The sequence below is a fragment of the Sphingorhabdus pulchriflava genome (genome assembly GCF_003367235.1).
In the GTDB taxonomy this organism is placed as follows: Bacteria; Pseudomonadota; Alphaproteobacteria; order Sphingomonadales; family Sphingomonadaceae; genus Sphingorhabdus_B; species Sphingorhabdus_B pulchriflava.
In genome coordinates, this window is sequence record NZ_QRGP01000001.1 from 1,453,154 (window position 1) to 1,472,965 (window position 19,812).

Genomic DNA, 19,812 nt, shown 5'->3' on the forward strand with positions numbered 1-19,812 from the left:
TAGGCATTCTCCTTAAAAGGTCCGCTTCCGGATTAAGGAGAAAGCCGTGTTCCGGTCTGTTACATATTGTTTATTCGCATTGGCGATGACAGCTGGATGGTCAGCGGTTGCCGGGGCCGAAGGCGAAGTCGACCAGATTGTCCATATGGACGGGCCGGGCATAGCCGAACCGGTCAGCGGGAATTTGAGCCTGCAGCAGCGTCGTGATCTATATGCTCCGCGCGGACCACGGCCCGGTCTGTACAAGATCAGGGCGTTGCATTCCGGAAAATGCATTGGTCATCATGCGGCACTGGGTTTGGAAAATTCCTATCTTCTCCATAGTGATTGTGCCTGGTCGACTCTTAGCTGGTTCGTCCTCCCCCACCCTGACGGTGGTTATACGGTCCGAACCAACATGGACCATTTGATTACCGAAAGCCGGGCGAATGTTCCGGGACAAATCGGTAATTGCGCCACCGTTGCCCGAGGGGTCGTTTTCGGCCCGGCGCGCATCGACCTGAAAGGCTGCGATCTGCCCACGGGTGCTGGAGACTGGTCGGTGGCAGGCACAGACGACCAGCGTTTCATGATATTGCCGGTCGGGCAGGACACCTATGAGTTCAAAACACTGACCGGCGGAGGAGACAATGGTGATTGCTGGTCAGTCCGCGGTGCGTCACGAGACAAAGCCGACCTGATCCGTTGGGGCTGCAACAGCGGCTCCGACCAGCGGTTCATGCTCGAATGGCAAGGGCCAGTGACGCCCGGATTCGAAACAGGCTTGCTGGCGCGCACCCGCTGGGCTGTCTCCCCCGATGGCCCCCGCCGCCTTTCGCCAGCCAATGGCGTCGATTTGCAGGGCGTCAGCTATTCCAGCTTTGAAACCATCGCCGACAATGGAGATTATTGCATGAAGCGTTGCGCCGAACTTGCCAACTGCAAGGCATGGACGTGGTCCGCCGCAGGCTATGGCGGCAACTCCAAACCCATCTGCCAGTGGAAAAATGGCGGCTTCACGCCAATCAACCGAGGCAAGTCTGCCATGGGCAAGCTCTTCAGCGGGATAATCCGGCCATGATCAAAAAATTTCTCACAATAGTGGCCTTGCTGTCCGCAAGCGCTGCAATGGCCCAGGGCAAAACCCGTCCGGCATGGACGCAACAATCGCCCGTACCTCCCCTGTCGCAACCGATATCGGTGGCGCAAATGAATGCGCTGGGCATAGGGGCTTTGCGTCCCGCCTATTATTTAATCCGGCCGACCAATGCGCAAATGTGCATCAGTCAGGCATCCGGCGGGTTGTTGGAGAAACCCCACCTGAAGCTGGCGACCTGCAATCCCGCCGATCAAAGACAGTTGTTCGCGATCGTCCAGTTCGACCCGCAACAATATGCGACCATCCATTCCGCTGGAAAACTGGAAGGCACCAACCTTACCGAATGTGCGAAATCTGCGCGTGGTGTGGTTTTCGGCCCTTCGCGCGTTGATCTGTTGCCTTGTACTGATGGCGCCGAGCGCGACCATATCGAGATATCCTGGCAACCCGCACGTTCGGCTTACAAAATTGTCCATCACAAGGAAGTGAAGGAAGTGAACAGCGACCTACGTGGCGAAATAAACTATCGGCCGTTTTGCTGGGCGATGCGTGGCGGTGGTCGTGGCGAAGGAACCGACGTCATCCTATGGCCCTGCGAGGAAGGATCGGAACAGTTTTTCGACATAGTTGAAATCCGCCAGCTCGAACGAGACACGCTGCACTGGGATCGCATCCAATATTCCAAATGGTGGTGGCACATTGACGGCTACCGCCAGGCATTCATGGCCGAAGGTATTTCATTGGGCGGTATCGATTATGCCAGCTTCGAAACCAGCCATGACTTTGGCAATAGCTGCGTGCGACGCTGTCTGGATGACGCCGCGTGCAAGGCGTACACGTGGACCAGTCCGGACTATGAGGCCTATCTCGGTGCACAGGGCAACCGCACTTCGATATGCCATTTGAAATCCAATGTCGGCACGCCGCTCTTTCGCGGCACCAACTACAACAATTTGGTGAAAAGCGGGGTTATCCGGCCCAGATGACATTCCATGCCGAGATCTTGGCGGCGGCCTGCAGCCGGCAGGTGCCCTCTGCCAATCCCTCCCCCCGAAATAAGCGGTCTACCTTGAGCTAGCGTAACTCGACCACCTATTTTACACATCTCACCGCCGGTAAACGCACTTGCCAACGCTCTTAATTTGACTTTAACCCCGTCTGGTTACAATCGGTGCGGCAGTAAAGCCCGTTCCTGAGCCTTCAGGGGATATTGGCGGGGGTCAAGGGTCGAAGTGTTCGGTAAACGCGAAACAGGATTGGCGGCTGTCGGCAGCGGCGGTGATGTCATCATTGCGGATGCAATGATGCAACCGTTGCGCAGCGTTTCGATTCCTGATTGGCGCGAGCGACTGGCTGCTATCGACTGGGTTCCTGATCTTGGCGAGGACATAGGCTCGCTCCGCTGGTTTCGTGGTCTGGGAACCCTCACTCTATTGAGCGTTGCGGCTCTCTCGCTTGTTCCCGATTTTGGCCCTGTCTATGGTGCCCAGCCCGCTATGCCCACCTCTACACAAATGGAAGAGGCCCGGGCGCAAATGATAACTCCGCTGGCCTATGGCAGCGATACCGGACGGCGTATGGCCGCGAATGACAGCGTGCGTGCGCTTGCCGCCAGCCCGGAACGGCCGCGCATCGAGTTAACCGCCACGCTGGGTCGGGGCGACAGCTTTGCTCGAGTGTTGCAGCGCGCCGGCGTAGGTGGAAATGATGCGACGCAAGCATTGGCTCTAGTCAGCAGCGCCGCTTCTACTGCCGAAATCGAACCGGGCACACCGATTGCAATCGTCCTTGGAAGGCGTACCTCTAAAAATTCGGCTCGACCGCTCGAAAGCTTGGACTTCCGGGCGCGTTTCGACCTTCGCCTTGCCGTCAATCGATCGGCTGCAGGTGGCTTGACACTCGATCGCCAGCCAATCGCAGTTGATGCGACACCCTTGCGCGTACGCGGTGTTGTTGGTCCAAGTCTGTACCGATCCGCCCGCGCCGCTGGTGCGCCTGCAGAAGCGGTGCAGGATTTCCTGAAAGTCATTGCCAGCCGGACCCAATTGTCCAACATTGGTGCGACCGACGAATTCGATCTTGTGGTCGAGTACAAACGTGCTGCAACGGGCGAAGTGCAGATCGGCAATCTGATGTTCGCCGGTATCGAGCGCGGCGGCAAACCGCGCATCCAGATGCTCAAATGGAATGTCGGCAATGGCAGCCAGTGGTTCGAAGCGTCGGGAGTTGGGGAATCACGCGGGCAATTGAGCCGTCCGGTCAATGGCGGGATCAGTTCCGGTTTTGGCATGCGCAGACATCCCATTTTGGGGTATAAACGCATGCATAGCGGCCTCGATTTCAAGGCCGGTTATGGCGCGCCTATTTTTGCCGCGACTGATGGCGTTGTGGCCTATGCCGGACGCAAGGGTGGCTATGGCAATTTCGTACAATTGAACCATGGCGGCGGCATCGCAACCGGCTATGCCCATATGAGCCGTATTGTCGCTGGCCCCGGGCAGCGCGTAAGGCAGGGGCAGATTATCGGCTATGTCGGCTCGACCGGCCTGTCGACTGGCCCGCACCTCCATTACGAACTCTATCGCGACGGTCGCCCGGTCAACCCGCTGTCGATCACCTTCACCCAGCGGGCCCAGCTTTCGGGCGGCGATCTTTCGCGCTTCAAGGGCGAACTGGCACGTCTAAAGGCGGTAAAGCCAGGCGCTGCGCTCGCCCCCCTGCCCGCCGCATCGCGCCGCAACGATGTGCCCGAACGCGAAATTGACAGGATTTCGGCGGCGAAAATCGGTTTAGCCAAACCGGCCGGTTAATCCGTTGAGCCGGACGGCATCGTCGGCTAAGCAGCGGCGATGAGCAATCCAAGCTATCCCAACACCCGCCTGCGCCGCAGCCGCGCGACACTCTGGAGCCGCGCGATGGTGCGCGAGACTGTGCTGACCCCCGCAGACCTGATCTGGCCTTTGTTCATCACCGAAGGTGACGCTGTTGAGGAACCCATCGCCTCGCTGCCCGGCGTGTCGCGCTGGTCGGTGGACCAGATCGTGGTGCGCGCGAAGGAAGCGATCGACCTCGGCATTCCGTGCATCGCGCTCTTCCCCAACACGCAGGCGGACCGGCGCAGTGACGATGGCGCAGAGGCGCTCAATCCCGACAATCTGATGTGCCGCGCCATCCGCGCGATCAAGCAGGCGCATGGCGATGCCATAGGCGTGCTGACCGACGTCGCGCTCGACCCCTATACCAGCCATGGGCAGGATGGACTGATCGATGGTGACGGCTATGTCCTCAACGACGAAACGGTTGGCGTACTGGTCGATCAGGCAGTCAATCAGGCACGCGCCGGGGCGGACATTATCGCACCCAGCGACATGATGGACGGCCGCATCGGCGCGATCCGCCGGGCGCTCGAAATGGACGGGCATGTGAATGTCCAGATCATGAGCTATGCCGCCAAATATGCCAGCGCCTTTTACGGCCCCTTCCGCGACGCGGTCGGCTCACGCGGGCTGCTGAAGGGCGACAAGAAAAGCTATCAGATGGATCCGGCGAACAGCGACGAAGCCCTGCGCGAGGTCGCGATGGACATCGCAGAAGGGGCGGACAGCGTGATGGTGAAGCCGGGCCTGCCCTATCTGGATATCATACGCCGTGTGAAAGATAGCTTCGAAGTTCCTGTATTTGGATATCAAGTTTCCGGCGAATATGCGATGATCGAGGCCACCGCAGCCGCTGGAGCAGGCGACCGCGATGCCCTCGTCCTCGAAACCCTCACCGCTTTCAAACGCGCAGGCTGCTCTGGCGTGCTGACCTACCATGCTGCCCATGCGGCGCGGTTGCTGAACGGGTAAGCCTGTAAATCACAGACGGTCAGATACGACGTACCACAGCCTCAGCGAACATAATGCAGCCCAGCCAGGATCCCAAAAACAGGATATCGGCGACAAGGCCCTTTGGCGGCTCCCCCGTGATCACATAAATGGGGAAGAATATCATTGAGACGATGGTGGTTCCAATGCCGACGGCATAGGCACGGATCATCATATTGCGATGCCGGGTAAAATCCCGCCTGCGGATTGCCAGCATCGCCATTGTCAACGCCACGCCCAGAGCAATCCCGAATAGCAGGCGCCCATAATTGACCGCCACCGAATATGTGTCAGGAAAGTGCCACAGCAGACCCAGCGAACTCAATGAGATCATAGCTCCCGAAACCACAAAAACCCGCCCGACAACCCTGTGCAGCAATCCATATTTGCCCATCAACACACGACTGAACTGGATGGGACCAAGCAGCCCGAATGCGGAGCCGCCCAGTACGTGCATGAAATGCCAGACGGGGGTCGCACTCAGGCGCTGACTGTCCTCGGGCAGCGCACCCAGCGGGATCTGCACAACTTGCACCAGCCCCAAAATCGTTCCCAGCAGGGTCGCAAAATATAATAGGGCGAATATCGAAGCGGGCCTGTTGAGACGGCGAGCCATTTCAATACTCCTTTTTTACAATGCCTTGCGCCATCGCAATCACGGCGCGCAGCAAATGTCCTCAGAATCTGTATGTCAGGCCCAACAGGCTTTGCGCCTCCCATTTCTGTTCGATTGCCCGACTTCTATGGATGGATTTGTCCAGCGCGGTTGCCCCGGCCATAGCGATCAACGTCAGCCGATCATTGAGTTGCACCGCCATCGAGATATCGCCACCAAGATTCAGCGCATCGTCGAGGATCGCGGTAACAGGCAGAATTGTCCGCCGCCCTTTTCTGATCATGCGAGCGCGCTGCACCGTCGTTACGCCGTACATATAATTGGCGGCCTTCTCATCCAGCCAACTCGCCTGCACAGACGGCGTGATCAGGAAACGGCCGGTTGAAATCGGGTAGCTGTACCGGGCAATGACCTCCGATCCATTGAACTTGTCGGTGACGTCGTGGCGGACTTCGGCACTGACGATGCCCAATTTGCTTTCAAGCGAGAAACGCGCGCCAGCATCGAAAGACAGTTTCTGACGATCACGCCCGCTCGGACTACGCGCCGCAATAAAAAGGTTCACCGATGGCTTTATGCTGCCCGTCTCCTTTTCGAACTGAAAGCCTGTCTCGGCGACCTCAAAGTAAAAGGCGCCCTGCTTTATCGATATGATGGGAAGGAGATTGGCCTGCGATTTAGCCGAATTGAATGGAGCATAGTGGTCGAGGAAACCGACGCCTACGGCGATGTGATTTTCGTTTTGATCGCCATCACTGTCCTGTGCCTGCAAGGACGACATCGGGAGAATGAAGGCCATTGCCGTCACAAGCGATTTGGCAAGTTTATGGGTCATAAAATGTGGTTCCTGGAATTACGTTGGGCGACAAAACGGGCAGACCGGGGGCCTGTTACCGATTTGGTATGTTTGTTGATGTGTTGGGTTCCCGGGGAGGATCGAATTTTGTCCGCAGAGTCACTGGGGGGTAGAATGCAAAATTCGATCCTCGCCCGGATCGGCAAAGACCAAATCCCGCTTTGGGGAATAGGACCTTCGCCGACGACCACTGCCAACTTCCTGCCCGCACCTTTGCATGTCCAAAGGGAGCGGGAGAGAATTGGCGTATGAGCCAGGGTTGCGACCTAAGGGCTTACAATACTTATAATTCCTTGGTTTTGGGGTGTGTTCGTATGGCTCGACCAGAGAAGTAGCTATACGATTTGCGATTAACAATTGCGGTAATTGCTATTTCATATATGCACAAATGTATGGATTGGCGGTCGGTAAAATTTGATTGGAACAGGGCGCGCGCGTTTCTCGTTACGGCAGAGGAAGGCTCGCTTTCTGCTGCGGCCCGCGCATTGGGGATGACGCAGCCAACGCTCAGCCGGCAAGTCGATGCGCTGGAAGACGAACTCAGCCTTGTATTGTTTGAGCGTGTAGGCAGGGGGCTGGTTTTGACCCCAAGCGGGCTTGAATTACTGGAGCATGTCCGTGGAATGGGCGAGGCCGCTTCGCGCGTGTCTCGTGCTGCGTCGGGTCAGTCACAATCGATAGAAGGGTCGATCTGCATCGCCGCCAGTAAAGCCTATAGCGCCTATGTGCTGCCGCCGATCATCGCGAAACTGCGCCAGGCATATCCGGGCATTACCGTAGAAATTGCAGCCTCCGATACCACGTCAGACCTGTTGCGCCGTGAAGCCGACATTGCGGTCAGGCATGTCCCGTCGTCGCAGCCAGACCTGATTGCCAAAAAGATTAGAGACGATGAAGCCCATTTTTACGCGACACCCGAATATCTGGCAAAGATAGGGAATCCCCAAACTCTTGCCGATCTGACCAATGCCGATTTTCTGGCATTTGCCGACAATAGGCCATTGGTGCAGATGCTCGATATGATGGGCCTCACTCTGACCGAGAAAAATTTCCCGGTCGTTTGCAACAGCCATATCGCGCAATGGCAACTGGTGAAACAGGGCGTTGGTATCGGGGGCATAACAAAGGATATCGGCGACGCTGAGCCACTGGTTCGCCGCATCCTTCCAGACATGGAACCGATTGTCGTTCCGATGTGGCTGGTAACGCACCGCGAATTGAACAAGAGCAAACGCGTGCGTACCGTTTTCGATTTTCTGGCCGCAGAGCTGTCGCGAAAACCCTAAGACGTATGTGCCCTCGTCCAGTTTAGGCTGGACAAATAGGTGCCGCAACGCGATCTGTTCACCTTATTCGGCTTCGCGTCCAAGCGTGCCAAAATTTCAACCCAAGCGCCTTACAAACAATATGACCGAGATAGTTGCCGAAACCGCCCGCCTCATCCTCCGCACCGAAGCCCCTGGCGATCTTGATCGCTGGATGGAGGTGATGAACACGCCTGCGGTGCTGGAACATCTGGGCGGTTTGAAGGAACGGCATGAGGTCGAGGCAGACTTTGCTCGCAAAGCAGCGAGCATCGCGAAGGATGGCTATGGTTTTTGGCACCTGCAAACGAAGGACGACGGCCTGCTGATTGGCCATTGCGGGCTTGCCCCAATAGATGTTGAAGCAGCCCCTGCCGAATTGCGCGCAGGGCTGCAGATAGGATGGAGCATTGCCGAAAGCCATTGGCGTCAAGGCTATGCGATGGAAGCCGCGCGCGCAGTGATCGATCTTGCCTTTACTCGCCACGGGCTCGACCTGCTTTATGCCCAGACGAGCGATGCAAATGTGGCATCATGGCAGATGATGGAAAAGCTCGGCATGGAGCGGATGCGCGAGCTGGATTATGTCGACCCCAAATATCCGCCAGAGGAAAACCCCACCATCATCTATCGCCTGAAGCGCGAAGATTGGCGTGCCCGCGAATAACCTTGTCCGATTAACGTCGGACAACTACGCTACTCACCTGACAACGCCAAATAGGGGAGATTTGGATGTTGAGTGAAAAGCGTAGAGTGCTGTTGGCACTGAACGGGGTTGGCCTGTTAATAACGGCAGTGGCTACTGGCTGGGTCTATTTCTTCTTTCTGCTGGGCGCGATCGACCTTTGGCCAATTGTCACCGACGTGCCGGTTAACATTTCGGGCGACAGGCGCGCATGGAATATGGCGCATCTTGAGGGCATCATGAACGGCACGCTGTTCATCGCCATCGCGATGGCTGCGCGGTTCGGAACGCTCGGCCCACGGGCGCAAAGCTGGCTGTTCTGGTCAACTTTGGCCTTTGGCTGGTTCTTTACCCTGCCCGCGATTGCCAATGCCGTCTTTGGCACGCGCGGTCTCGAATTTGGCGGTGGTCCCTTCCCCGGTGACGTCCTGACCAACAATCTCATCTTCCTTGCTGGCTGGCCCGCCGTCATCGGCGTCCACATCAGCTTTGGCTTGTTATTCTGGGGAATCTGGCAACGCTACCGGCAGATGGGAGAAGAGGCATGAGCAACAGCATCGTCGTTCGCCGCATGCCCTTCGCCTTTTCGGAACCGATTGCAGCAATCTGGAACCCGGCGCGGCCCGAATGGAGCCATATGGTCAACGGTGCATCGCTCACCATGCCCTATCTGGAACCCTTCCTGATCAAGACCGTGATGGAGGCGCTGCCGCAGGTGAAAGACCCGCAGTTGAAAGCAGACGTTCACGCCTTTGTCGGGCAGGAAGGCCAGCATTTCCAGAACCACCGGCGCTATAACGAATTGCTCAAACGCGACTATCCCGACCTCGCTGATGTCGAGGACGAACTGACCGCCGAATATAAGAAATTCCAGTCGAAAAGCTTTCGCTGGCGGCTTGCCTATACGGCAGGTTTTGAAACGATGACGATGGGCATTACCGAATGGCTGATTGACGCGCGCGGGATGCTGTTCACCGGAGCTGACCCGTCGGTGACTTCGCTCATCCTGTGGCACATGGTTGAAGAGACCGAGCACAAAAATGTGGCGTTCGATCTCTATCAGGATTTGCACGGAGATTTCTGGCCGCGCGTCTGGGGCGTCATTTTCGCCACCGCGCATGTCGCCTGGGCAAGCCGGAAAGCCTATAAGCGCATGCTCATCCGTGATGGCAGCTGGTCAAAACTATCGAGCCGGTTGCGGCTTTATGCGATGGTCGCGCGCTTCCTGATCCACACCTCCCCCGCCATGCTGCGCTCGCTCTTGCCCTATTATCACCCGGCAAAGGTACACGACCCCGATTGGGTCGCCAAATGGGCCAAGGCCTATGCCGCGTTGCCCGAAGGGGGGATACCGCTGCTCGATACGCGTGATCCGGAGATACCCGCTCAGTTCGCGGCGGGGTGAGCGAAGGGCGGTGCAGGCTTTGACCAGGGGTTGCAGATCCGAACTGGTGCATTAGCCTATTTTGCAATTGTTGTTCCCGCACTTAGTTGGTCTAATACACTAGCAAGAGGGCAGCGTGGACCTATATTCGATCGTCAAAGTGATCCACATACTCAGTGCCACAATCCTGTTTGGCACCGGGATTGGCATCGCTTTCTTCATGCTGATGGGACTGCGTTCCAAGAACATTGACGAACGTCGCTATGCCGCGCGCTTCACCGTTGTCGCGGATTTCACCTTCACCCTGCCCGCCGTGATCCTACAGCCGCTGACCGGCGCGTGGCTGGTCTGGCAGGGTGGCTTCACTTGGACCGATTACTGGCTGGTAGGGACCTATGCGCTCTATATCCTGGCCGGTTTGTGCTGGCTTCCTGTCGTTTACCTGCAAGTCGCGATGAAACGCATGCTCGACCGGCAAGCAATCGATGGCACCTTTGATGAGCGTGCCTTTAACCGCCTTTTCCGCTGGTGGTTTGCGCTCGGCTGGCCAGCCTTTGGCGGGCTGGTGGTCATATTCGGCCTGATGGTGATGAAGCCGACATGGTGAAACGCGTTCTCATCATTGGCGGCTATGGCAATTTCGGCAGCTATATTGCGCGGTCGCTGGCCAGCGATCCGGCCATCCGCCTACTGATTGGCGGGCGTTCGGTCGAAAAGGCCGAAAGGTTCATTACCAGTCTGGAAACAGCCAACCCGGCAGAGGCGCATCGCATCGATATAGATGCCGATGTTGGCGCCGCACTCGCGGCCATGGCTCCGGACATTGTCGTCCACACAACCGGCCCGTTCCAGACGCAGGACTATCGCGTCGCCCGCGCCTGCATCGAACAGGGTTGCCATTATCTCGACCTTGCAGACGCGCGCGATTTTGTCGCACAGATCGGCTCGCTCGATGCCGCAGCAAAAGCGAAGGGCGTTCTGATTGTCAGCGGGGCGAGCTCGGTCCCGTGCCTGACCGCGGCGGTTATTGATCATTATTTGCCCGGTTTCGAACGCCTCGACCGCATCGATTACGGGATCAGCGCAGCGCAACAGACCAATCGCGGTCTGGCAACGACATCAGCCATATTGAGTTATGTCGGCAAACCATTTGAAATGATCCGCGACGGAAGGCCGCACAGCGTGTTCGGCTGGCAGGATACCCATAGCGAGCGCTATCCAGAGCTCGGTCGTCGCTGGTTTGGCAATTGCGACATTCCAGACCTTGCGCTGTTCCCTTCGCGCTATCCACAACTGCAAAACCTGCGCTTCGCGGCAGGGCATGAACTAGCGATCCTGCACTTCGGAACATGGCTGCTCGGCTGGGCGGTACGGACGGGTCTGATCCAATCGCTAGCCCCGCATGCCGAGCGGCTGTTGCGCATCGCCTTCCTGTTCGACTGGATGGGGACCAGCCGGAGCGGCTTTCACATGTATCTGTCCGGCCAGGGCAAGTCGGGCGGGCAAAAGACGGCGCGCCTTTTCCTGATCGCGCGGGCGGGGCACGGACCATATATTCCCTGCATGCCAGCAATCCTTCTCGCCCGAAAACTGGCACGAGGGGAAATTGATCACGTCGGCGCAACACCGTGCCTCGATCTGATTGGTCTTGATGAATATCTGGCGGCACTGAAGGGCCTTGATATCTCGGTTATGGCGGACTCTGTACATGGCTGAAACACATGCGCCTTTCAGTTATCGTAACGACCCTAATGTTCCGACATTCGATGATAGCAAGGCGCTATTTGTGTTCGACGGCGTGTGTGTTCTCTGTTCGACCGGATCTGCTTGGCTGATGCGATTTGACCGAAAGCGATGTGTAAATCTGACGTCGGCGCAAGGGGAATTGGGACAGGCATTGTACCGACATTTCGGGATGGCGTTGGACGAGTCCTACCTACTGATAGCGGACGGTCGAGCTTACACTGCGTCGGCTGGTTATCTCAAATTGTGCCAGATATTGGGCGGTCCCTGGCATCTGTTGCGTATCGCCGGGCTCATCCCATCCGGCCTACGCGATTGGGTTTACGGTCATATTGCCCGCAATCGCTATCGCTGGTTCGGCAAAACCGAATTTTGCGCGCTGTTGACCGAGGAACAGCGGCAGCGGCTGATTTGATTTTTGACCTGCGACAAGTGCATAGCTCTTTGACCAAAAACCTATTATTCGCGCCCCATGCCCGCATTCCGCCTTGAAACCCCTCGCCTTATCCTGCGCCAATGGTGTGAGGAGGATATTGATCCGTTCCACGGCATTTGTTCTGACCCGATCGTCATGGAAACGCTGGGCCCGCTGATGAGCCGTGATGAAGTGGCGGCGCTGGTAGCGAGGATGTACCGGATGCAGGAGGACGAGGGCCATTGCTTTTGGGCGATGGAGCGCAAGGAGGATGCGCAGCTCATCGGCTGGTGCGGGATCGTTCGCGGGCGGCCGGGCACCTCTATCGACGGCAAGCCCGAGGCTGGCTGGCGCATGACGCCCTCTGCATGGGGCAAAGGCTTTGTGACCGAAGCGGCGATTGCATCGGCGCAATGGGCGTTTGACAATCTGCCCGACGATGCCGTCTGGGCAATCACCAACACCGACAACCTTCGCAGCCGTGCGGTAATGGAACGGGTCGGGATGGTGCACGACCCCGCGCTTGATTTCGATCATCCGCAGCTGCCCGCCGATAGCCCATTGCTAAGGCATGTAACATATCGCATTGGTCGTGAGGAATGGGAGAGGACAAAAGCAAGCGAATGAGCGAAGCAAGCGGAATGCGCGGACGGGCCCTGTTCGTCCTCACCATTTTGACAGGCAGTTTCCTGCTCTTCCTAGTTCAACCGATGGTCGCGCGCATGGCACTGCCCCGGCTGGGCGGCGCGCCTGCGGTGTGGAACAGCGCTATGCTGGTCTATCAGGCATTGCTGCTTGCCGGTTATGCCTATGCCCATCGGTTATCACGCGAAGCACCGAAGCGACAGGCGGGAGTACATCTGGCGGTTCTGATCGCCGCAGCCTTGTGGCTTCCTATCAGCCTGGCAAGCTTTGCCATCCCGGCTGATGGGTCACCGATATTCTGGGTGCCCTGGCTGTTGCTCGCCTCTATTGGGCCACTCTTCTTTGCCGTCGCGGCCCAAGCGCCGCTGATGCAGCGCTGGTTCGGCCTCGCGGGCAATCGGGGGGAGCCTTATGCGCTCTATGCTGCTTCCAACCTTGGCAGCTTTGGCGGGTTGATCGCTTATCCACTGCTGGTCGAGCCCAATATGCCTATCAAGGCGCAGACATGGCTTTGGAGCGGTCTCTACGCATTGCTGTTCCTGCTGGTTCTGATTTGCGCCCGCGCTATCTGGAACGACAGATCGAACGCCGCAGTGCGGACAGAAATCAAGACTGAACCGATTACTTGGAAACAACGGCTCTACTGGGTCGCGCTGGCGGCGGTACCTTCAGGCCTGATGCTGTCAACAACATCGCACCTGACCACCGATCTGATGGCGATGCCGCTGATCTGGGTGATTCCATTGGGCCTTTATTTGCTGAGCTTTACCGTCGCCTTTGCGGACAATCGCTTGCTGGCCGACATACTTAGCCGCTCCGCAGCCTTCGTTTTACTGTTGGGCGGGGCATCGATTTTCATGCTGTGGGGAACGGCGGTTTTTACCGGACTGGGCGTCAGCGTCACGCTGCTCTTTGTGTTGGCCGTCGCGCTGCATGCCGAAATGTATCGAACCCGCCCCGATGCATCACAACTGACTGAATTTTATCTAATGATGTCGGTCGGTGGAGTAATAGGCGGCTTTTTCTGCGCAATTGTGGCGCCCTTGCTTTTCAACTGGACGTGGGAGCATCCCATATTGTTGCTTGCGGCAGCGCTACTCCTGCCCCAGCTTCGGCTGTTTTCACTGGGTGAAGAGGAGACGTTCGGCAAGTTCGGCTGGACGCTCGCGACAACGCTGATTGCTATCGTCGCGCTTGGAATTGGCATCTATGTCGGCAAAGAACTGGGACTAGAAAGCCAGCGCATCAAAACGGCGCTGATTGCGGTCATCCTGATTGCTGGCGTTGTGGTAAGCGGACGCCGAGTCGCGCTTTCCGTTGTCCTTGCAGGTGCGATGCTGGCCAATGGTGGTTGGAACAATCTGACACTCAGCCTCAGCGATACCCGGATGCGCAGCTATTTCGGTACATATACGATCAACCAGAGCAGCGATGCCAGCGTCCGCTGGTTGAGCCATGGTACAACAATGCACGGCATGCAGTTGCTGGACCAACCGACCTTGCCAATCAGCTACTATGGCGAAAGTTCGGGCGTTGGAATTGCGTCGCGCCGGGCGGAGGAACTGTTCGGCCCCGGGGCCGCCATCGGCGTCGTCGGCCTCGGCACTGGTACCCTCGCCTGCTATAAGAAACCCGGGCAGGAATGGCATTTTTTCGAAATTGACCCGCTGATGGTCGAAATCGCCCGCGACCGGAAAATTTTCAGCTTTCTTGAAAAATGCGCGCCCGACACCAAAATGCATGTCGGCGATGCACGGCTGACTTTGTCGGAACAACCAAAGGGCAGTTTCGACCTGTTGGCGATAGACGCCTTTTCGTCGGACTCGATCCCGCTGCATTTGCTGACCAAGGAAGCTTTTGCGGTATATCGCCGCGCACTGAAACCAAACGGTATCCTGCTCGTCCATATATCGAACCGCTATATCGATCTTAATCCCGTAATCGCCGCAGAAGCAGCAGCTGGTAAATGGGCTGCGGCACTGCGGTTTGACAGTCCGCCTGTGGGCGCCGTCAATCAGGGAATGCGCCCATCCCAATGGATTGCGATGAGCCCCGATCCGGGCAAGCTCGCGCAGTTAACTGGCATGGTCTATGATAAACGCCCGGCCTTTTTTTACCCCGACCGCTGGATCAAACTCAAACCACCGCGTCCCGATGACCGTTGGACCGACGACTATGCCTCGGTCCTTCCCTATGTCTCTTTCTGGAAGATTATAAGATGACCAATCGCCCCGACGTTTCGATCATTCCCATCCACGGCAAGACGCCGCAAATCCATGAAAGCGCCTTCATCGCACCCGGGTGCCGGATCATCGGCGATGTCACCATCGGGCCAGAAGCGAGCATCTGGTATAATTGCGTGCTGCGCGCCGATGTCAGCCGCATCGTGATCGGTGCGCGCACCAATATCCAGGATGGCAGCGTCGTGCATTGCGACGGCCCAAAGCCGAACGAGCCCGAATGCCCGACCATAATCGGAGATGATGTGCTGATCGGCCATATGGCGATGGTGCATGGCTGCACAATCAAAGACCGCGGCTTCATCGGGTTAGGCGCAATCATCATGAATGGCTGCACCGTTGAGGAAGACGGTATGCTCGGTGCTGGCGCGCTGCTGCCAGAAGGCAAAACCATCGGTCCCAAGGAGCTATGGGTCGGTCGCCCCGCCAAGCTGGTGCGCGAATTGCCCGAACCCGCTCTGATAGGAATGCGTATGGGTGTTGCGCACTATGTTGAAAACGGGAAAGCGCACGCCAAGGCAGTCGTAAGCCTCGACTGAAACCGCGATTCGAACTGTGCTAGCGCATTCGCACAGCTTGTTATCTGTAGTCCTGCATCCCTAGCCTCTGGACATAGCCGGAATTGAACATCCGGCACCCAAAGACAAACAGGGGCAGAAATATGAAACTACAATCCGCGGGGCGCTGGTTCGGCGCTGCCATTCTGTTGGGCTATGTGCTCGATATCGCCAGCAACTTCTGGTTACAGCCCGGCATTCGTAGCGGCGATGGCGCGATGGGAATATTCCTCGGCGCTGGAAAACGGCCCGATCTCGTCGGCATGATCGTGCTTCTGTCGATGATATCCGGGATAGTGTCGTTGATGGCAGCAGCCTTGCTGTGCAAGGTCTCGGTGGGACGCTCCATTTTCTGGCTGTCACTTGGCTATCTGGGTTTGAAAGCCGGCCAATTTGGTCTGGGTGGAGTCGAAATGGCCACGTTGCAACTATATCGCAGCCTAGGCTCTACAATGATTGCTGAATCCGGCGGGGAACTTGTGAAGCTTGCCGAACCCATCCGGCATGTTATCGCCGGATTGCGCGATGGCTTGCATCTTCCCACCATGCTCACAGGCGGCATCAGCGTTCTACTGCTTTATTATATGCTACAGAAATCTGCCTTGATTCCGCGCTGGCTGGGCGGGATTGGGATGCTGGCCGCCTTGTCACAGATGACGGGTGTTTCGACAGGTTTGTTCGGCAGCGAAGTCAATTTTGCCTTTTTGGCACCGCTAGCCCTCGTGCACCTTACGCTGGCTTTATGGCTTCTTGTCCGCGGATTTGGTGAACCTGCCAATATCTGATGGACATCTTGGCCGACGGAAGCTTCCCACTCCGTCGGCCTACATTTCGCTAAAACTTCACCCGCACCGTCACCCGCCCGTTTATCGGCGCGCCGGGGGTGATATTGTTATTGTTGTGCGCGTCAGAGAAGTAATCGGTGTCGAGCAGGTTTTCGACATTCGCCTGCAACTGCACCTTTTCGCTGACATCATAAAACAAGGCCGCATCAACACGGGTAAAGCTGGGAAGCTTGGTTGTTATGGCGCTGGTGCGGATTGCGGCGAACTGGCTGGATTGGTGGATCACACCCAAGCCAACCCCCAAGACGTCGCTGACATCATAGCGGTTCCAAAGGCTGAACTGGTGCTTTGGCAGCTGCGCCAGCCGGACGCTGTCATTGCCGCGCAAGGTACCATCCTGATATGTGTAGCCCGCACTCACCTGCCAGTTGGATAGCACACGGCCAGTCACCGCCAGTTCAAGGCCCTTGGTGCGCGTCTTGCCCACATTGATTGTCGTCAGCGGATTGGCCGGATCGGGCGTGGTCGCATTGCTGCGATCCAGCCGGAACACGGCCGCGGTGACATTCAGGTTGGGAAGAATATCCCATTTCGCGCCCAGTTCGTAATTGGTGAATTTTTCTGGCGCGAGGTTTTCCTGCGTTGTCGTCAGCGAGACGAACTGGTCGCCCGAACGCGGTAGGAAGGAGCGGCTGAAGCTCGAATAGATCGAGACATTTTCCTGTGGTTTCCAGATCAGGCCGAAACGTGGGCTGATTTTATCATCGCTCCTTGCAAAGGGGCGATCCACCGCAGGAATGAAGTCTATGCCGTCAATCTGGAAATGGTCATAACGCAGGCCGACAACGATATCGAAATGCTCGCCGAGGCCGATCTGGTCCTGGACATAGGCAGAGAAAAACTCGACGTCGGACATCGTGTCCCGCGACGGAGTGGTGAAGGTGACGGTCGGATAGACCGGAGTATTGAGGTTAAAGGTCGTGCCGGGGCTGAAGGTCCGGTTGAAACGCCTATTGCGCGTCTTCTGGTCACCATATTCGACACCGAACAGCAGCTTGTGTTCGAGCGCGCCGGTTTCGATATCCCAGATGAGGTTCGCCTGCCCGATCAGGTTTTCGCGCTTGGTCGGGTCGGAATAGGCATCGAGGGTTACGGTATTCGCAGCAGAGACAGCGCTATTGGCGTACACATTGACATACAGCTTGTCATAATCGCCATAGAGTAAGGTGCTTGTGAATTTCAGGTTGTCCGCCAACTGGCCGTCAAGCCGCAGTTTGGCGATATGCGCCTCCAATGTGGTACGATTGATACCGGGTACGCCAAAGAAAAGCTGGTCATAGCCGCGAACCGGGGTGTTCGGCTGACCGGCAGCGGTGGCGATCGAAGGCACCCCGCGATCGGGCACGCGGTCATCATTCACATATTCATAGGAAAGCCCAAGCTTCCAGTCGTCGCTGAGGTCGACCGCCAGATAGGGGTTCCAGGCATAGCGTTCGCCATCGACGAAGCGCCGGTCGCTTTCCATTTTCTCATAGGTGGCGTTGAGGCGAACCGCTGCCTTGTCACCCAAAGGAGCGTTGAGGTCTGCGGACAAATCCCAGCCGCCAAAACTGTTGACGCTCGCGCGGGTAGCTCCGAATGTTTCGTCAGCGACAGGTGTCTTCTGCACACGATTGATGATACCACCACCACCACCGCGTCCGAAGATCAGCGCATAGGGCCCCTTAAGTATCTCGACCCGCTCGACATTATAGAGCCCGCGATAATATTGCACGTCGTCACGTACGCCATCGAGGAAGAAGTCGGCCGAAGTATTCTGCCCGCGCAAGGTGATCTGGTCGCGATTGCCCTCACCCTGCCCCACGGTGGTACCCGGGACATAGCGGAGCACTTCGCCCAAGCTGTACTGTGCCTGATCGTCAAGCTGTTCGCGGGTGACAACATGGATGGTCTGGGGGACATCAAGGAGCGGCGTGTCGGTCTTGGTCGCGGTGACGATATCCTGCGCGACATAGCCGGTGCTGGCGCCGGTGACGATGATCGTCCGGCAATCCTCGCACTGATCGCCACCTTCTATATATTCACCTGCAACAGCCGGAACCGCCAATGCCATCGAAATGGCCAGAGCCGAAATTCCCGTAACACCAATTTTCATTCAACTTGTCCCTTTGTTGAGAATGAATCTCAACCCCCAAATAACGCCTTATTGAGAATTGTTATCATGTGCAATTGCAAAAGCGACACTCTGTTGAACTTTTTTAGAAAGGTCATAGAAGGGCTGCAAAGGAGCCTTTATGAAAGCAACCATTTGGCATAATCCGGACTGTGGAACCTCCCGCAAGACACTGGCAATCCTTCAGGAAACACCGGGCGTCGACCTGACGGTCATAGAATATCGCAAGACACCCTTTGAGCGAACCAAGCTGGTGCAGCTGTTCCGCGATGCTGGCCTTACCCCACGCGAAGCGTTGCGCACCCGCGGATCACCCGCCGAGGAATTGGGGCTGATCGACGGCGCAGATGGCGATCGCATTCTTGATGAAATGGTGAAAGACGGAATATTGGTCGAACGGCCCTTTGTCGAAACCGCCAAGGGCGTACGCTTGTGCCGGCCGCAGGAAAAAGTGCACGAAATACTGTAGAACATAGTGACAGCGCAGGGAGGACAGGGATGCGTAAATTCTTCAAATGGACCGCCATAGCTCTGCTCGTCGCGGTCGCGGCTCTTTTTGCATGGGGCTATGCCCCTGACATCCCGGCTGACGAGCTGCGCGCCAAATATGCCAACGCCGAGTCCGAATTTGTCGATCTGGGTGACGGCCTGACCGTCCATCTGCGTGACGAGGGGCCGAAGGACGCCCCTGCCCTGATCCTGCTCCACGGTTCCAACGCCTCGCTCCACACATGGCAGCAATGGGTTGACCGGCTGGGCAAGGAATATCGCATCATCCGCTATGATCAGCCCGGCCACGGCCTGACCGGCCCGCACCCAAAGGACGATTATAGCGCAGCAGGCTTTGTCGACGTTGTCGACCGGGTGGCCAAAAACCGCGGCCTCTCCAAATTCTATCTGGGCGGAAACAGCATGGGCGGCTGGGTGACGCATGAATATGCCAAGGCGCATCCCGATAAGCTGCAGGGCATCATATTGGTCGATGCCAGCGGCGCGCCCAATTCTCAGCCCAAGGCGTTGCCCATCGGTTTCCGTATCGCGCGTATACCAGCACTTCGGCCCATCATGAGTGTCATCACGCCGCGCAGCGTCATCGAACGCTCGCTAAGGCAGAGCGTCAGCAACCAGTCGGTTGCGACACCAACCGAGATCGATGAATATTGGGAATTGCTGCGCTATCCAGGAAATCGCGAAGCAACCGGCAAGCGTTTTGCTCAGTTTTCCAACCGCTATTCCACCAAACCGGTTGGCGAAGCTACGCGCGAGGTACCCGCGCTGATCCTTTGGGGTGATGAGGACAAGCTGATTCCGGTCAGCAGCGCCGAATGGTTCGCTTCAACCTACAAGAACAGCAGCAAGCAAATCTATAAGGGCATCGGACATTTGCCGATGGAGGAAGTCGCCGATAAAAGCGCTGAGGATGTACGCGACTGGCTCAGTCGAGCCAACTCAGCAGCCAAATAGG

20 protein-coding genes are annotated in these 19,812 nt (G+C 57.2%); 17 read left to right on the forward strand and 3 right to left on the reverse strand.

Annotated features, from left to right (window positions below; genetic code table 11):
* The first annotated feature begins 46 nt into the window (after positions 1-46).
* The 4 genes from DXH95_RS07235 (at position 47) to hemB (ending at position 4,926) form a co-directional block, all read left to right on the forward strand.
* Positions 47-1,060, forward strand: coding sequence for a PAN domain-containing protein (locus tag DXH95_RS07235; RefSeq protein WP_147291698.1), 1,014 nt, complete (start codon positions 47-49; stop codon positions 1,058-1,060).
* Entirely contained in the window at positions 1,057-2,064 is a 1,008-nt protein-coding gene (locus tag DXH95_RS07240; RefSeq protein ID WP_181883591.1) for a PAN domain-containing protein, read from the forward strand. Before DXH95_RS07235 ends, DXH95_RS07240 begins: the two co-directional genes overlap by 4 nt.
* Positions 2,065-2,310: 246 nt before the next feature.
* Positions 2,311-3,888, forward strand: a complete 1,578-nt coding sequence (locus tag DXH95_RS07245) for a M23 family metallopeptidase (protein ID WP_239016571.1) — start codon at positions 2,311-2,313, stop codon at positions 3,886-3,888.
* 39 nt (positions 3,889-3,927) lie between these two features.
* A complete protein-coding gene (hemB, locus tag DXH95_RS07250) occupies positions 3,928-4,926 on the forward strand; it encodes a porphobilinogen synthase (RefSeq protein WP_115548707.1) in 999 nt (332 codons plus the stop codon).
* A gap of 19 nt (positions 4,927-4,945) precedes the next feature.
* On the opposite strand, the gene DXH95_RS07255 is transcribed toward hemB, so the two are convergent.
* On the reverse strand, positions 4,946-5,560 hold the full coding sequence (locus tag DXH95_RS07255) for a DUF2306 domain-containing protein (RefSeq protein ID WP_115548708.1): 615 nt from the start codon (positions 5,558-5,560) through the stop codon (positions 4,946-4,948).
* Positions 5,561-5,621: 61 nt separating this feature from the next.
* A complete protein-coding gene (locus DXH95_RS07260; RefSeq protein WP_115548709.1) occupies positions 5,622-6,395 on the reverse strand; it encodes a MipA/OmpV family protein in 774 nt (257 codons plus the stop codon).
* A gap of 413 nt (positions 6,396-6,808) precedes the next feature.
* Between DXH95_RS07260 and DXH95_RS07265 the strand changes: the two genes are divergently transcribed.
* From DXH95_RS07265 to DXH95_RS07315, 11 genes are all read left to right on the forward strand, one after another.
* Positions 6,809-7,702 (forward strand): LysR family transcriptional regulator, encoded by an 894-nt coding sequence (locus DXH95_RS07265; RefSeq protein WP_115548710.1) that lies wholly within the window; start codon positions 6,809-6,811, stop codon positions 7,700-7,702.
* Between the two features lie 121 nt (positions 7,703-7,823).
* Complete coding sequence (locus DXH95_RS07270) at positions 7,824-8,387, forward strand: GNAT family N-acetyltransferase (protein WP_115548711.1); 564 nt, start codon at positions 7,824-7,826, stop codon at positions 8,385-8,387.
* A 65-nt stretch (positions 8,388-8,452) separates the two neighbouring features.
* A complete protein-coding gene (locus tag DXH95_RS07275) occupies positions 8,453-8,953 on the forward strand; it encodes a styrene oxide isomerase (RefSeq protein WP_147291699.1) in 501 nt (166 codons plus the stop codon).
* On the forward strand, positions 8,950-9,810 hold the full coding sequence (locus DXH95_RS07280) for a metal-dependent hydrolase (protein ID WP_115548713.1): 861 nt from the start codon (positions 8,950-8,952) through the stop codon (positions 9,808-9,810). The genes DXH95_RS07275 and DXH95_RS07280 overlap by 4 nt, the downstream gene beginning before the upstream one ends.
* 115 nt (positions 9,811-9,925) lie before the next feature.
* Positions 9,926-10,396, forward strand: coding sequence for a DUF2269 family protein (locus tag DXH95_RS07285; protein ID WP_115548714.1), 471 nt, complete (start codon positions 9,926-9,928; stop codon positions 10,394-10,396).
* Complete coding sequence (locus DXH95_RS07290) at positions 10,390-11,505, forward strand: saccharopine dehydrogenase family protein (RefSeq protein WP_115548715.1); 1,116 nt, start codon at positions 10,390-10,392, stop codon at positions 11,503-11,505. Before DXH95_RS07285 ends, DXH95_RS07290 begins: the two co-directional genes overlap by 7 nt.
* Positions 11,498-11,947 (forward strand): thiol-disulfide oxidoreductase DCC family protein, encoded by a 450-nt coding sequence (locus DXH95_RS07295; RefSeq protein ID WP_115548716.1) that lies wholly within the window; start codon positions 11,498-11,500, stop codon positions 11,945-11,947. The genes DXH95_RS07290 and DXH95_RS07295 overlap by 8 nt, the downstream gene beginning before the upstream one ends.
* Before the next feature lie 57 nt (positions 11,948-12,004).
* Positions 12,005-12,574 (forward strand): GNAT family N-acetyltransferase, encoded by a 570-nt coding sequence (locus DXH95_RS07300; RefSeq protein ID WP_115548717.1) that lies wholly within the window; start codon positions 12,005-12,007, stop codon positions 12,572-12,574.
* A complete protein-coding gene (locus DXH95_RS07305) occupies positions 12,571-14,814 on the forward strand; it encodes a fused MFS/spermidine synthase (protein WP_239016572.1) in 2,244 nt (747 codons plus the stop codon). Before DXH95_RS07300 ends, DXH95_RS07305 begins: the two co-directional genes overlap by 4 nt.
* Positions 14,811-15,371: a gamma carbonic anhydrase family protein gene (locus DXH95_RS07310; RefSeq protein WP_115548718.1), complete on the forward strand. Its 561-nt coding sequence runs from the start codon at positions 14,811-14,813 to the stop codon at positions 15,369-15,371. The genes DXH95_RS07305 and DXH95_RS07310 overlap by 4 nt, the downstream gene beginning before the upstream one ends.
* Positions 15,372-15,493: 122 nt before the next feature.
* Entirely contained in the window at positions 15,494-16,174 is a 681-nt protein-coding gene (locus DXH95_RS07315) for a DUF4386 family protein (RefSeq protein WP_115548719.1), read from the forward strand.
* Between the two features lie 49 nt (positions 16,175-16,223).
* Here DXH95_RS07315 and DXH95_RS07320 read toward each other — a convergent pair whose 3' ends face one another.
* A complete protein-coding gene (locus tag DXH95_RS07320) occupies positions 16,224-18,329 on the reverse strand; it encodes a TonB-dependent receptor (protein WP_115548720.1) in 2,106 nt (701 codons plus the stop codon).
* A 139-nt stretch (positions 18,330-18,468) separates the two neighbouring features.
* Here DXH95_RS07320 and DXH95_RS07325 point away from each other — a divergent pair, with 139 nt between their 5' ends.
* Together DXH95_RS07325 and DXH95_RS07330 are read left to right on the forward strand one after the other, a co-directional pair.
* Entirely contained in the window at positions 18,469-18,816 is a 348-nt protein-coding gene (locus tag DXH95_RS07325) for an arsenate reductase family protein (protein ID WP_115548721.1), read from the forward strand.
* Positions 18,817-18,845: 29 nt separating this feature from the next.
* Complete coding sequence (locus tag DXH95_RS07330; RefSeq protein ID WP_115548722.1) at positions 18,846-19,811, forward strand: alpha/beta fold hydrolase; 966 nt, start codon at positions 18,846-18,848, stop codon at positions 19,809-19,811.
* Position 19,812: the final 1 nt, after the last annotated feature.